At 37.1% G+C, this 13,135-nt stretch carries 13 protein-coding genes; 11 read left to right on the forward strand and 2 right to left on the reverse strand.

All coding sequences use genetic code 11. The features are described 5' to 3' along the window. A partial coding sequence (locus tag QZ357_RS08750) for a glycosyltransferase family 2 protein (protein ID WP_290776272.1) occupies window positions 1–960 on the reverse strand: 960 nt, incomplete at its 3' end. 235 nt (window positions 961–1,195) lie between these two features. Here QZ357_RS08750 and QZ357_RS08755 point away from each other — a divergent pair. The 10 genes from QZ357_RS08755 to QZ357_RS08800 all read left to right on the forward strand — a co-directional run bounded on the left by QZ357_RS08755 (window position 1,196) and on the right by QZ357_RS08800 (window position 10,792). Then, the gene (locus tag QZ357_RS08755; RefSeq protein WP_290776274.1) at window positions 1,196–1,327 is read left to right on the forward strand and encodes a hypothetical protein; all 132 of its coding nucleotides are present in this window, start codon (window positions 1,196–1,198) and stop codon (window positions 1,325–1,327) included. Window positions 1,328–1,495: 168 nt separating this feature from the next. Next, a complete protein-coding gene (locus QZ357_RS08760) occupies window positions 1,496–1,942 on the forward strand; it encodes a GNAT family N-acetyltransferase (protein WP_290776276.1) in 447 nt (148 codons plus the stop codon). Between the two features lie 386 nt (window positions 1,943–2,328). Continuing rightward, entirely contained in the window at window positions 2,329–3,564 is a 1,236-nt protein-coding gene (locus QZ357_RS08765) for an aminopeptidase P family protein (RefSeq protein WP_290776278.1), read from the forward strand. 25 nt (window positions 3,565–3,589) lie between these two features. Continuing rightward, window positions 3,590–4,762 (forward strand): cation:proton antiporter, encoded by a 1,173-nt coding sequence (locus tag QZ357_RS08770; RefSeq protein WP_290776280.1) that lies wholly within the window; start codon window positions 3,590–3,592, stop codon window positions 4,760–4,762. Window positions 4,763–4,771: 9 nt separating this feature from the next. Then, the gene (alaS, locus tag QZ357_RS08775) at window positions 4,772–7,393 is read left to right on the forward strand and encodes an alanine--tRNA ligase (RefSeq protein WP_290776281.1); all 2,622 of its coding nucleotides are present in this window, start codon (window positions 4,772–4,774) and stop codon (window positions 7,391–7,393) included. A gap of 72 nt (window positions 7,394–7,465) precedes the next feature. Beyond that, a complete protein-coding gene (locus QZ357_RS08780) occupies window positions 7,466–7,735 on the forward strand; it encodes an IreB family regulatory phosphoprotein (RefSeq protein ID WP_290776282.1) in 270 nt (89 codons plus the stop codon). Between the two features lie 107 nt (window positions 7,736–7,842). After that, window positions 7,843–8,280 carry a Holliday junction resolvase RuvX gene (gene ruvX, locus QZ357_RS08785; RefSeq protein WP_290776284.1) on the forward strand — a complete coding sequence of 146 codons (438 nt, stop codon included), beginning with the start codon at window positions 7,843–7,845 and terminating at the stop codon, window positions 8,278–8,280. Then, entirely contained in the window at window positions 8,281–8,526 is a 246-nt protein-coding gene (locus tag QZ357_RS08790; protein ID WP_290776286.1) for a DUF1292 domain-containing protein, read from the forward strand. It begins immediately after the preceding gene. Between the two features lie 8 nt (window positions 8,527–8,534). Beyond that, window positions 8,535–10,400, forward strand: a complete 1,866-nt coding sequence (locus QZ357_RS08795) for a ribonuclease J (RefSeq protein WP_290776288.1) — start codon at window positions 8,535–8,537, stop codon at window positions 10,398–10,400. A gap of 23 nt (window positions 10,401–10,423) precedes the next feature. Beyond that, on the forward strand, window positions 10,424–10,792 hold the full coding sequence (locus QZ357_RS08800; RefSeq protein WP_290776290.1) for a YlbF family regulator: 369 nt from the start codon (window positions 10,424–10,426) through the stop codon (window positions 10,790–10,792). A gap of 57 nt (window positions 10,793–10,849) precedes the next feature. On the opposite strand, the gene QZ357_RS08805 is transcribed toward QZ357_RS08800, so the two are convergent. Beyond that, window positions 10,850–11,119: a hypothetical protein gene (locus QZ357_RS08805; RefSeq protein ID WP_290776291.1), complete on the reverse strand. Its 270-nt coding sequence runs from the start codon at window positions 11,117–11,119 to the stop codon at window positions 10,850–10,852. Between the two features lie 1,007 nt (window positions 11,120–12,126). Here QZ357_RS08805 and QZ357_RS08810 point away from each other — a divergent pair. Further along, window positions 12,127–12,858 (forward strand): RNA methyltransferase, encoded by a 732-nt coding sequence (locus QZ357_RS08810; RefSeq protein WP_290776293.1) that lies wholly within the window; start codon window positions 12,127–12,129, stop codon window positions 12,856–12,858. The last annotated feature ends 277 nt before the right edge of the window (window positions 12,859–13,135 follow it).

Consider the following 13,135-nt stretch of genomic DNA (forward strand, 5'->3'; position numbering starts at 1 on the left):
GTCATAGCATACGCACAACTGTATCAAAGGTATATATCCGTAGCAGTCCTGTGATATAAACCCTCCTTTTTCGTCTTTTCTTTCGCATTCCAGCGCTCTTTTGTACCAATAAACGGCAATGTCAATGTTGTTTTTTGTAAGGAAGTAGTTTCCTATATCGCAGCATACTTCGGCTCTTGGGGTATCGTAAATGAAGCTTTCGAAAAGGATTTGTATTTCTTTTGTCGGATTTCCCGTTTTTTTATGGCAGTAAGACAGAAGTCTGTAAGCGTCGATTCTGTTTTCTAAAAAGATGTCTTTCATATTCAGGAATTTGTTAAAGTTGTCGATTGCTTCGTTGTACCTTTCGTGGTAGAAGAGTTCTCTGCTGTAATAGAATTGTTCTCTTTTGGATAAAGTTTCTCCTTTTTTTATGTGTTTTTCGAATATTTCTATGTTTCTGTCTTTGTCGGACTCTCTTATTTTCATATGGGTTACTGCGATGTCGCTGTAGAAAACATTCCCGAAAGGGGATATGGCTTCGTGTATGAATCCTTTCCAAAGGTCCTTTTTGATGTTTTTGATGAGTCTTTCTCTGTAGTAAGAAAAGGTAACATTTCCGTTTTCGTCAAAGGAAGTGTTGTATTTCATCATTATTACATCCAGGTTCTTATTTATGGTTTCTTTTAGGTTTTTAAGCTTTTCTTTGTCTTTGTACATTAAGACATCATCTGCATCGAGCCAAAGGATGTAATCGGATTCGGCCTTTGAAAAGGAATAATTCCTCGCTTTTGAAAAGTCGTCCCTCCATTTAAAGTCAAAGACTTTGTCGGTGTATTTAAAGGCGATTTCTTTGGTTTTGTCTTTTGACCCCGTGTCGACGATGATAATCTCGTCAACTGTTTCCTTTACGTTTTCAAGGCATCTTGCAAGCACTTCTTCTTCGTTTTTTACGATCATGCATAAACTTATCGATATCAAAACATTCCTCCTTAAACAAAATCGGTTTGTATATAATATTCAAAAACGGGCTTTGGGGTTACTTATGGAGAGTATGCGGGGTTTATGGGGATTTTATTTTATTGGAAAACGGGAGATATTTTGAAAATTATATTGATAAAGGGAGGTTTTTTGTTATGATGTAATAAAAAATGATTTGGGGTTTTATGTATTTAATATAAAGAGTGAGTTTAAAGTAAAGAAAACGGATGGGGTTGTGAGAAGTGATGAAATTAAGTTGTTTTGTGATGATAAAGAGTCAGCTTCTTTAACGAATGGATTAAGGTTGTTGAGATGTCTTATGATTTTTATACTTATATGCGGTTTTACTTTTATGGATTTACCGTAAAAAACGGGAAGAATTATAAGAATAGTTTTATACGATATAGACCGATAAACCTATTTTCGCTTTTATGCCTTAACGGATGGATTACGGCTGTTATATTGAGTTTAAACAAACCGATGGGAAGGTAAGTTATGCACCTATTCGTTGATTTTATTTTGGGGAGGAATGAAAATGAAAATTGTAGAACAAAAGAAAAGAAGCAAAGAGCTAATTGAAAAGCTTTTGGAAGTATGGGAAGCTTCTGTGAGAGAAACTCATTTGTTTTTGAATGACGAAGAGATAAAGAACATAAAAGAATATGTTCCTTCGGCTCTTAAAGGGATTGCGGATTTATTCGTTTTATATTCAAAAGAGGAAACTCCCGTTGCTTTTATGGGGATAGAAGAGGGAAACCTTGAGATGCTTTTTATATCGCCTGAAGAAAGAGGAAAGGGATACGGAAGAAAGCTTATAGAATACGGAATACAAAATAAGGGAGTAAGCAAAGTGGCGGTAAACGAGCAGAATCCCCAGGCAAAGGGATTTTATGAACACATCGGATTTGAGGTTTACAAGAGAACTGAAAAAGATGAACAGGGCGGAGATTATCCTTTGCTTTACATGGAGCTTAAGAAGTAAAATAAGAAAATTTTATACCAAAAAACAGAAAGTTTAAATAAAAAATCCATGAGAGTTTTATTTAAACTTTTTTTTCCTTTAATCAAGGTGCCTGTTTTTTCTCCTTTTATTATTTTTTTTATATTGTTTGGGTTTTTGCCGTTTGTTATTATTGTGTCTATTCCGTTTTTTGATGCCATGTCTATGGGATTGAGATTTGTTTTTATTCTTTTTATTTTAATTTTGAATGGGTTCATATTGAGAACAGATTAATGTATTTTACTTTAAAATAACAGGTTGAGTATTTTGTACGCTTATGAGGAATATATAAAGTTTAAAATATTGATAAAATTTTTTTACTGTGGTACAATGAATAAGTTAATTATAAAGGGAAAAAGAGGCATTTTATGATTGGTCAGGAGTTAAAAAACAGAAGAAAAAAAGTATTTGATTATATGAAAGACAATTCGTCCGCAATTATTTTTTCGGGTGAGCTTTTTAAAAGCGAAAACGGGAATGACTACGAGTTTGAAGTAAACAGGGATTTTTATTATCTTACGGGAGTGGATGAGGAAGACTGCATACTTCTTTTATACAAATGCGGCAATGAAGAAAGAGAGATGTTGTTTATTCCTAAGAACAACGAATTCGCTTCGAAATGGACCGGAATAAAGCTTTCGATACCGGAAGTTATGGCACTTAGCGAAGCAGAGGAAGTTTTTTATCTTGATGAGTTTGAAAAGTACATAAACGAAATCGGAAACAGCGAGGACATGAAGAACATATACTGTACTTTGGATGAAAACAATCAAAGCGAAAACTACAACTTGAACCTTAGAATGTTTAAAGAGATGTACAAAGTTTTTGACAATCTGGAATTTTACAACATAAAAAAATGCATCGACTCTTTGAGAGAAGTAAAGACGAAGTATGAAGTAAGGTGTCTTTATGAAGGTGCGAAGAACCTTAAAAATGCGGTAAACATGGCGATGAAGATAACCCGTGAAGGAGTAAAAGAAGGGGAGATTGCCGCAACGATAGATTATGTATCGAGAAAAGAAGGGTGTACAATACCTTTCCCTACCATAGTGGCAGGAGGGAAAAACGCTCTTACCCTTCACTACATAAAGGGAAAAGACAGGGTAAAAGACGGCGAGCTGGTGCTTTTGGACTGCGGAAGCGGGGTGGATAAGTACAGTGCGGACGTAAGCAGGACTTATCCCGTAAGCGGAAAGTTCAGCGATTTGCAAAAGAAAATATATTCAATCGTGCTTAAAGCGAATAAGAGCGTAATAGAAAACGCAAGACCGGGAGTTACTCTTACAGAGCTTAACGAGATTGTGATAGACATATACGAAAAAGAACTATCTGAGATGGGGCTTATAGAAAAGAGAGAAGAGGTGAATAATTATTATTATCACTTTGTATCCCATCATATAGGGCTTAACTGCCACGATCCTTTTGAAAAAGACAAACCCCTTAGGGCGGGCAACGTGATTACGGTTGAGCCGGGGCTTTACATAGATAAATTTGGCATTGGAATCAGGATAGAGGACAATGTGCTTATAACAGAAGATTCCAACATAGTTTTAACTAAAGGCATAATGAAAGAGATTGATGAAATAGAAGCGTTTATGAGTTGATATCGGCTTTTATATGAGGTGAGAAATGGATGAATTATTGACTCTGGGGATATTTCTTTTTGCGGGATTTGCCGCAAGCAAAGTCTGCTCAAAACTGAAGCTTCCCGCAGTGACGGGGTATCTTCTTGCAGGACTTATTTTGGGGGTGTCGTTTTTCGATGTTGTGTCGAAAGACATACTTTTGGAGCTTGAATTCCTTCAGGATGTTGCCCTTGGGTTTATAGCCTTTAATATAGGGGAGAGTTTTAATACCGACAAGATAAAGAACCTGGGCGGAGGGGTCGTTGTAATTACTGTAATACAGGCCGCGGTTACGATTTTGGTCGTTACTTTCGGAGTGTATTTGGCTACGAAAGACCTGCCGCTTTCCATAGTATTCGGGGCTCTTTCGGCGGCTACCGCTCCTGCCGCCACGGTAAACGTGATTAAACAGTACAAAGCCAAAGGCAAGCTTACGAACACGATACTTACCGTTGTGGCTTTGGACGACGCCGTATGTCTGTTTTTGTTCAGCATAGCCTGCGCTGTGGCGGAGTCGATGATAAACGGTCACTTTAACGTCGAAAGTGCGCTTCTTGCTCCTTTAAAAGAGATAGTGCTTTCTCTGTCAGTAGGGGGAATAATCGGCATTATGCTATGTTTTGTGGAAAAGAAGATCAGAAGGGATTCTTCTCAGGTCCTTGTACTTAGCTGCTGCTGTGTTCTTCTTGGGGCAGGGATAGGAAATTACCTTGGGCTTTCTTCGATACTTGTATGTATGGCGATAGGAAGTGTGACGGCGAATTTCTGTTCCAGATACGACAGGGTATTTTTGCTTACGGAGGATGCGGTTAATCCGATATATGTGATTTTCTTCGTCCTTGCAGGATACAGTTTGGACCTTAAAGTGGTTATGAGTCTTGGAATGATAGGGCTTATGTTTATACTGTCGAGGTTTGTCGGAAAGATTCTCGGAGCATTCCTTGGGTGTTTAAGCGTAAAGACGGACAGTGTAACGAGAAACTACCTGGGTATGGGGCTTATGCCAATGGCCGGAGTCGGAGTAGGGCTTGCGGTTGCCGCCGCCAGAATGATGCCAGAGTACAGTGCGTTGTTTTTAAACATAATCATGGGCGCAACATTTGTTTTTGAAGTTATCGGCCCTATTTTAACGGCAAGAGGGCTTAAATTATCGGGAGATATAATTATAAAAAAATAGGAGATATATATGAAAAATTATTCTTTAAATGAACTTAGAAAAATGTTTTTGGAGTTTTATGAAAGCAAGGGACATTTAAAACTCGAGAGTTTTTCTCTCGTTCCTCACAACGACAAGAGTCTGCTTTTGATAAATTCGGGAATGGCTCCTTTAAAACCTTATTTTATAGGAGAGGAAATACCGCCCAGAAAGAGAGTTACCACGTGCCAAAAATGTATCAGAACACCGGATATAGATAACGTGGGTAAAACCGCAAGACACGGTACTTTCTTTGAGATGCTGGGGAACTTTTCTTTTGGGGATTACTTCAAAAAAGAAGCGATAAATTTTGCATGGGAATTTTTAACTGAAAAAATAGGGCTGGACAAGGACAAGCTTTACGTTTCGGTTTATGAAGACGACGACGAAGCGGCTCAGATTTGGAAAGAAGAAATCGGTTTGACGGACGACAGGATTACAAGACTTGGAAAAGAGGACAACTTCTGGGAAATAGGGCTTGGACCATGCGGACCTTGCAGCGAAATATACGTTGACAGAGGAGAAGAATACGGATGTGATTCTCCGAACTGCGGGGTAGGCTGCGACTGTGACAGATACATGGAAGTATGGAACCTCGTGTTTACGCAATTCGACAAAGACAAGGACGGAAATTACAACAGACTTGAACATCCGAACATAGATACAGGTATGGGGCTTGAAAGACTTGCGGCATACGTACAGGGAGTGGACAACATCTTTGAAGTGGACACCATAAGATACATACTTGACTACATATGTGAGATTTCGGGGAAAAAATACGGAGAAAACGAAAAAGACGATATTTCCATAAGAGTCATAACCGACCATATAAGAAGCAGCGTGTTTATGGCAAGTGACGGTATCCTTACTTCAAACGAAGGAAGAGGATATGTTCTTAAGAGGATTTTGAGAAGAGCGATGAGACACGGAAAGCTCCTTGGAATAGAAGGACACTTTATGGAAGGTGTGGCAAAGAAAGTAATCGAAATTTCGGGAGAAGCGTATCCTGCCTTAAGAGAAAAAGAAACGACTATATTAAAGCTTATCAACATAGAAGAAGAAAAGTTCAACGAAACCGTAAAAGAAGGACTTTCTTTGATAGAAGAGTTGATGGAAAACATGGAAGGGGACACTTTAAAGGGAGAAGACGCTTTCAAACTTTATGACACTTACGGATTTCCATTTGAGCTTACGACGGAGATACTGGAAGAAAAGGGACTTAAAGTAGACCAAAAAGGCTTTGAAAAGGCTATGAAAGAGCAAAAGGACAAGGCCAGAAATGCAAGATCAAGCAAAGATATAGTAAGTTACAAAGGTGATTTGACCAACTTTATAGCTAACCTTCAAAGTACGGAGTTTGTGGGATACGAGAACATGAACGCCAAAGGCGTGATAATCGAAATGATAAAAGATGGACAGGAATGTAACGAAGCAAAAAGCGGAAAGGTTCTTGTGATATTCGACAAAACTCCTTTCTATGCGACAAGCGGGGGACAGGTAAACGACACCGGAGTAATAAAAGGCGAAGGTGTTTTGGCGAAAGTCGTAAATGTTACAAAGAGCGGAGACAAATTCGTTCATGAAGTCGAAATAGAAGAAGGAAGCCTAAAAAAAGGAGCCGAGTATTTATTGTCGGTTGACGAAGAGAGAAGACTGAACACAGAAAGAAACCATTCTGCCACTCATCTTCTTCACAAGGCATTGAAAGAAGTGCTCGGGGAACACGTAAACCAAGCGGGGTCTTACGTTGATGACGAAAGACTGAGATTTGACTTTTCTCACTTTGAAAAGATGACTGACAAAGAGCTTGAAGAAGTGGAAAGAAAAGTAAACGAAGAGATTTTGAAAAAAGATGCGGTTGAGTATTTTGAGACGGGAATAGAGGAAGCGAGAAAGCTCGGTGCGACGGCATTGTTCGGAGAAAAGTACGGAAGTACGGTAAGAGTTGTCAAAATGGGAGATTACTCGATTGAGCTTTGCGGAGGATGTCACGTTAAGAATACAAACGATGTGAGCGTGTTTAAAATTCTTTCTGAATCTTCGGTAGCAAGCGGAGTGAGAAGAATAGAAGGGATTACGGGAAAAAGTGCAATTGAGGCAAGTTTGGAAAATTACAAACTTCTTGCGACAATAAAAGACAAATTAAGACTTAATAACAATAATATAATTGAAAAAGTAGAAGAACTAATAAATAAAAACAAATCTTTGGAAAAAGAGCTAAGTGACTTTAAGAAAGAAGCAAACAAGGACAAGATTTCGGATATTGTAAAAGACGCATTTGAAGCAGATGGAATCAAGTGTGTGGTTGCAAGAGTTGACGGGCTTGACATGAACGAGCTGAGAGACTTTTGCGACAAGATAAAAGACAAGGAAAACAGAGTAATAGTATTCTTTGTAAGCGTAAAAGACGAAAAAGGATTTATGATATGTTCTTCGGACAAAGAGACCGTAAAAGGCGGATTTAACTGCGGAAGCTTTATAAAAGACGTTGCAAAGAGCATAGGCAGCGGCGGCGGCGGAAGACCCGATATGGCCCAAGCGGGTATAAAGGATATTTCAAAAGCTGATTTGGCGGTTGAAAATGCTATTAAGTTTATTAAAGAAAGATTATAATAATTTAAGAATTTAATAAAAAACTTGAATAATTATTATATATAGGGTAAAATTTAAACAGGTGGTGATATTATGGGAACGAACAACAGTAACAGTAACTATACGGTACAATTCAGTTTGGATAACGACCGTTCGAAATTAATCGAAGAGACTATGAAAAAAGTCAAAGGTGCATTGGAAGAAAAGGGATACAATCCCGTCAATCAGATAGTAGGTTATATAATGAGCGGAGACCCGACATATATTACCTCTTACAAAGATGCCAGAAAGCTGATAAGACAGGTGGAAAGAGACGAGATACTTGAGTTATTGGTAATAAAGTATTTTTCTGATTTAAAATAAATTTTATCGGTACGTTTAAAATAAAACTAAAGAGTTTATAATCATCAAAACCTACTTATATAGCATAAGTAGGTTTTAGTTGCTACGTTAAAAAACAAGGAGAAATCGTGGAAAAAAGAATTTTGGCAATAGATTACGGCGACAGCAGGATAGGCATTGCCGTAAGCGATGCATTACATATAACAGCTCAGGGTGTCGGGGTTATAAAAAGGACAAAAAACCTCGATACGGATATAGAGCAGATAAAGAAATACATAAAAGATTACGATGCGGGGCTTGTGATTTTGGGAAACCCTCTCAACCTAAACGGAGAAAAGGGGAAAAGAGCCCTTGTGACAGAAGAATTTTATGAGATATTAAAAGACAAAGTTGAAATACCCGTTAAGCTTTGGGATGAAAGACTATCCACAAAGGAAGCAGAAAGAGCTCTTGAAGCGGGAGGAGTAAACTGGAGAAAGAAAAGAGAAGTTATTGATATGATGGCTGCACAGATAATATTATCGTCATATCTTGATTATAACAATAACAATATAGGAGGATTTTAGATGAGTGAAGAAAAAGAAATTGATGTAATTGTACTTAAAAACGAAGAGGGAGAAGAGATTTCCTTTTTGGTGGAAGATGAATTTGAGTTTGAAGACAAGTCGTATTTGGTTTTATATGAAGAAGAAAATGACGAAGATGCGTATTTATTTACGGTTGAAGAAGAAGACGAGGACAGCATAGTGGTAAAAGAAGTAACCGACGAAGAAGAATTTAACAGAGTCAGTGAATATTACTACAGCGAGTAGGTTTTGGGATGTCATTTAGAAATAACAATTTTGAAGCCACACCGCTGTCTGGAGTTAAACAGACTCAAGCTGAAGAAACAAGACTTTCCGAAGGGGCAGAGGAAGTTATGCCTTCAAAGGAAAGCAGATTAAAACCAAGAAGAAACCAGACTCAAAAAAGAAGTGCCAAAAACACCAAGAAAGGCGACACAAACAAAAAAAACGCGATACAAAGGAATGAAAAGCTGAAAGTAATTCCTCTTGGAGGACTTGGGGAAATCGGCAAAAACATGACCGTATTCGAAACAGAAGATGACATTATCATAGTGGACTGCGGTTTGAAATTCCCAGATGAAAATATGTATGGGATAGATATAGTTATTCCTGAATTCACATATTTGATCGAAAACAGGAATAAGATAAGAGGGTTATTTTTGACTCATGGGCATGAGGACCATATAGGAGCGATTCCTTATTTATTAAAACAGATAAACATACCTATATACGGCACGAAGCTTACCATGGGGCTTCTTAAAAGGAAGCTTGTGGAGCACAAGTTGGATGAAAGTGCGAAGCTGCATATAGTAAGGAAGGGAAGCACCGTAAAGGTAAAAGGATTCAGCGTGGAATTTGTGACCTCAAACCATTCGATTCCCGACAGCTGTGCCCTTTATATAAGCTGTGCGGGTGGAAAAGTATTCCATACGGGAGACTTTAAGGTTGATTATACGCCTGTGGACAACCAGCAAATAGACTTGCAGAGGATGGCTGCGATAGGCGCTCAAGGAATAGACCTTTTGATTGCGGACAGTACCAATGCTGAAAGGGAAGGTCATGCAAAATCCGAAGCCAGCGTAGGAAAGACTTTTATGTCTTTGTTTAAAGAAGGTGCGGACAAGAGAATAATACTTGCGACCTTTGCGACAAATGTACACAGAGTTCAGCAGGTGTTTGATGCGGCAAAGAAATACAAAAGAAAAGTTGCCATAAGCGGAAGAAGTATGGTAAATGTTGTTGCTGTGGCAAAAGAGTTGAAATATCTTAAGTTTAACGACAATATTTTGATAGAGCTTAACGAAGTGGACAACTATCCGCCGGAAAGAGTGGTTATACTGACCACCGGTTCTCAGGGAGAGCCTATGGCGGCACTGAGCAGGATGGCAAACGGAGAGCACAGGCAGTTCAAGATTTCAAGTGAAGATTTTGTAATAATTTCCGCAACTCCGATACCGGGAAACGAAAAAACCGTTGCGGAAGTAATAAGCAATCTTTTCGAGCTTGGAGCAAAAGTTGTATATCAGGGTGCAGAGGGTATACACGTTTCGGGGCATGCTCAAAAAGAGGAGCTTAAGTTGATGCATTCTATAATAAAAGCCAAGTACTTCATGCCCGCCCACGGGGAATACAAGATGCTTTCCACTCACAAAGAGCTTGCCATGGAGCTTGGGATGAAAGAGAACAATATTTTTCTTTTGAAAAACGGGGATGTTCTTGAGATAGGACCCGAAAAAGCCAAGGTAAAAGGAGAAGTCGCAAACGGACTTACGATGATTGACGGGCTTGGAATAGGGGATGTCGGAAACATCGTTCTTAAAGACAGGAAAAAGCTCAGCGAAGACGGACTGTTTATAGTGGTTGTATCTCTTACCAAGGAAAGAGTCGTAAGCGGACCGGGGATAGTATCCAGAGGATTTGTGTATATGAGAGAAAGCGAAGCGCTTTTAAACGGGGCAAAAGATATAGCGAACAAGGTGCTTAACAAATACAAAGACAGGCTATTTGATTACAACAGTATCAAAGGGGATATGAAGTATGAGCTTGAAAAGTATTTATATGAGAACACCAAGAGAAGACCTATGATTTTACCTATACTTATGTATGTAAAAATAGATTAATTTTATAGGAGGAAGAAATAAGGATGAATGTATATGACAAAGCCAATGATTTAGCGAGAGCGGTAAAAGAAAGCGATGAATTTAAAAGATACCAAAAGGCTGCTCAAAAAATAGACACCAGCGAAGAACACAAAAAGATGATTAAAGATTTTATGAATTTGCAGTACAGGTCTTATGTTGCTCAAATGAACGGGGAAGAACCTGACGAAAAATTGATAAACGAATTTAATTTATTATATTCGACTATATCGAACATTTCGGACATAAAAGAGTTTTTGGAATCTCAAATGTATTTTGCAAGACTTATGGAAGATATTCAAAAGACCATTGCCGAAGCGAGCGATACCGGAGTTGAGTTTTTAAACAACGGATATTTGACTGAAGACAAATAAATATGAATTGTTTTATTTTAAAATAAAAAAGAAGTAAGAATAATCTTACTTCTTTTTTTAATATTCTTCCAAAGACTTTATGACTTCGTTTTCGACGTATTTATAATCTTCATCAGAATAATCGTGCTCTAGCATTTTTGAAGCTATGTACTCGTAATCGTTCAATTCTTCACGGGTGAAGTCGTACTCGTCTCCGAGCAGTAAAAAAATACCCGCATCTACCGAGTCAAGCAGGAAGTCATAATCCAAAGAGTCGTTTTCCAATTCCTCCTTGTATTTTTCTCTGAGCCGTTTGCATGTTTCGCTGTAAAACGCACTGTACTTCATAACCATACTCTCCTTATTTTCTTACAATACATTATACCATAATTAGAGCAAAAATTACTTTATTTTATATATTTTCTTAAAATAACTTATCTATAGAATAGGTAATCTATAGATTACCTATTCTGTAACTTACCTATTTTAAAATTTTGAAGTAGGATATTGTACATAAATTTATGATTTGCAAAGTAAAACTTTGTATTAAATAAACTTCTCAAATAGGGTAGCTATAGATTGCCTATGTTATAACTACCCTATGTTGTTTTATTCTTTATACAAAAGGTTTTTATTAAAAATTCCAGCCTTTTGTATTAGGGGGCATTTCTGTTTTATTCGTTATGCTTTTATAATTCCAATAGGGTAGTTATAGGTTACCTATTTCATATAAGAGATATATAGGGTATCTATAAGTTACCTATTAGGGTTATAAAGCAGATATAGGGTAGTTATGAGTAACCTATTTAAAGATTTAAAAATTAAGAGATTAGTAATAGATTAAATATTCTTATATCAATATAGTAGGTTATCTATAGATACCTTATTTATAATTAACCTATCAGAATAATGGAATATAATAGGGTAGTTATAAGTAACCTATTTAATAATAAAGGAAGAATAGGTTATCTATAGATTACCTACTTATGCAGTAGATTGATAGGGTAGCTATAGCTTACCTATTAGGTGTATAAAACAGATATAGGGTAGTTATAACTCACCTATTTAAAGATTGAAAAATAAAATATTTGAATATTTTTATATCAACACAATAGGTTATCTATAGATAGGGTATCTATAAGTAACCTATTGGAATAACGAAATATAATAGGGTAGTTATAGAATAGGTAATCTATAACTACCCTATTTTTTATTGTATATTCATTTTTAGGGAAGAGAGTGAGATGGGAAAGAGTGTGGAAAGAAGAGTGTTAACTATGATGATTTTAAATGTATGTTTACTTTTTGTTAAATAAAAAGTATAATAAAGTGATTAGATTTTAAGAGGAAAAAATATGATTACGTCTAAAACCAACAAAACAGTGAAATTGATAAAAAGTTTGGATAAGAAGAAATACAGAGACAAGAACAATCTTTTCATTTTGGAGGGGAAGAAATTTGTTGATGATGCTCTGAAAGGTGATTTTGAGATTAAATATATAGTGACTAGAGAAAAGTATTCGGGAGAATATAAAAATGCTCTTGTGGTGAGCGACGATATATTTGATTATATATCCACGACGAAGTCTCCTCAGGGAGTTCTTGCGGTTATAAGCATTGAATACGGGGATAAAGACGAGATTGATGACTCGGCAAATATTCTTTATCTTGACAACGTACAGGACAGTGAGAATGTGGGAGGTCTTATAAGAACCGCAGTTTGTGCGGATTTTGATGCGGTGGTTATTTCTGAGGGGTGTGCTTCTCCTTTTTCGGCTAAGTCTATGAGGGCGAGTGCCGGAAGCATACTTTCAATAAAAATATTGAAAGATGAAAATTATGATTTGCTCAGAGAGCTAAAAGACAGAGGATTTGATGTGACGGCAGCGACTCTTGAGGGAAGCCCTAACAGTGAATTCAATAGACAGGGGAATGTTTTGATTGTCGGAAACGAAGGCAACGGAGTGAGCAGGGAATGCCTTCGTTATGCCACCAAAGAGGTAAAGATACCGATGAGCGGCAAGTGTGAGTCTTTGAATGCCAATGTGAGCGGCTCGATTCTTATGTACAAGATATACGGATATTAGGGAGTATAGGTTTCTTTAAAGGCTTAGTAAGAGATTTTATGATATTGTTTATCATATGAAGATAAGAATAAGTTTAATATGCAAAACAGACATTACAGTTATGTCTGTTTTTTGTTTTGTACAGAGGGTTTTATTTAAGGCAGATAATGGGGTAGTAGGGTAGCTATAGATTACCTATTCTATAGCTACCCTATTTTATTTTGTTATCTTAATAGGTTATCTATAGATACCTTATCTATAGATAACCTATTGTATTAATATAAGAATATTTAATCTA

It is taken from the genome of Anaerofustis sp. (assembly GCF_019420015.1).
Taxonomy (GTDB): Bacteria; Bacillota; Clostridia; order Eubacteriales; family Anaerofustaceae; genus Anaerofustis.